This is a genomic window from Clostridium sp. AF27-2AA, assembly GCF_003478505.1.
Lineage (GTDB): Bacteria > Bacillota > Clostridia > Lachnospirales > Lachnospiraceae > Brotaphodocola.
This window is the reverse complement of the sequence record NZ_QUFI01000069.1, coordinates 1-1630: the sequence shown is the minus strand read 5'-3', so window position 1 is coordinate 1630 and position 1630 is coordinate 1. Positions and strand designations below refer to the sequence as shown.

1 rRNA gene (cut by a window edge) is annotated in these 1630 nt (G+C 50.6%); it reads right to left on the bottom strand.

The window, feature by feature from the left end:
* Positions 1 to 1623 (bottom strand): 23S ribosomal RNA (locus DWY84_RS17590); its annotated part reaches 1159 nt to the left of the window's first position; the annotation flags it as partial.
* Between the last annotated feature and the right edge of the window lie 7 nt (positions 1624 to 1630).

The following is a 1630-nucleotide window of genomic DNA, read 5'->3' as shown; positions in this document are numbered from 1 at the left end:
GGCACATATCACACAATAGCGGCTTTTCTTGACAGTTCGAATCTCCAGCTTCCCTACTTTTGTTCGGTCCGCATCACGTCTTCGGATTGTTAAGCGGATTTGCCGGCTTAACTCCTTCTTCGCTTGCCCCGGTCTTTTCATTCCCGGGTCTGGTTATCGCCCTGTGTCCCCACAGTTCTGATGATATGTGGTACAGGAATTTCAACCTGTTGTCCATCGACTACGTCTTTCGACCTTGCCTTAGGTCCCGACTTACCCAGAGCAGATCAGCTTTACTCTGGAAACCTTAGATATTCGGCCTGGAGGATTCCCACCTCCATCTCGCTACTCATTCCGGCATTCTCTCTTCTTAACACTCCACAGCTCCTTATCGGTACTGCTTCGCCGCAGTTAAGAATGCTCCTCTACCACTTGCCATTAAGGCAAGTCCACAGCTTCGGTGTCGTGTTTCAGCCCCGGACATTTTCGGCGCAGGACCTCTCGACTAGTGAGCTATTACGCACTCTTTGAATGTGTGGCTGCTTCTGAGCCAACATCCTAGTTGTCTTCGAAATCCCACATCCTTTTCCACTTAACACGCACTTTGGGACCTTAGCTGGTGGTCTGGGCTCTTTCCCTTTTGACGACCCAACTTATCTCGTGCCGTCTGACTCCCGTGCATCATCTCTCTGGCATTCGGAGTTTGATATCTCTTGGTAAGCTTTGACGCCCCCTTAAGAATTCAGTGCTCTACCTCCAGGAGACTAACACGAGGCTAGCCCTAAAGCTATTTCGAGGAGAACCAGCTATCTCCGGGTTCGATTGGAATTTCTCCCCTATCCACACCTCATCACCACCCTTTTCAACGGATGTGTGTTCGGTCCTCCACCGCCTTTTACGGCAGCTTCAACCTGGACATGGATAGATCACCCGGTTTCGGGTCTACCCATACTGACTGTGGCCCTATTAAGACTTGGTTTCCCTTCGGCTCCGCACCTTGAGTGCTTAACCTTGCCAGTACAGGTAACTCGCCGGACCGTTCTACAAAAAGTACGCGGTTGCACATATAAAGTGCTTCCACAGCTTGTAAACACAGGGTTTCAGGTTCTCTTTCACTCCCCTCCCGGGGTCCTTTTCACCTTTCCTTCACAGTACTATGCGCTATCGGTCACTAAGGAGTATTTAGCCTTGGGGGGTGGTCCCCCCGACTTCCCACAAGGTTTCTCGTGTCTCGTGGTACTTTGGATTCTGCTAGCTGCCTTTGGATTTCGTGTACGGGATTTTCACCCTCTGTGATCGGACTTCCCAGACCGTTCCACTATCCTAAAGCTCACATATTGCAGTCCGTAACCCCGGAACGCACGCGCTCCGGTTTAGGCTCTTTCCATTTCGCTCGCCGCTACTTTGGAAATCGAGTTTTCTTTCTTTTCCTCGCCCTACTTAGATGTTTCAGTTCAGGCGGTTCCCGACGTATGGCTATGGATTCACCATACGACGACTGAGGTCTTCTCAGCCAGGTTTCCCCATTCAGATATCTCCGGATCAATGGATATTTGCTCCTCCCCGAAGCTTTTCGCAGCTTATCACGTCTTTCATCGGCTCTTAGTGCCAAGGCATCCACCCTGCGCTCTTTATAGCTTAACCAATTGAT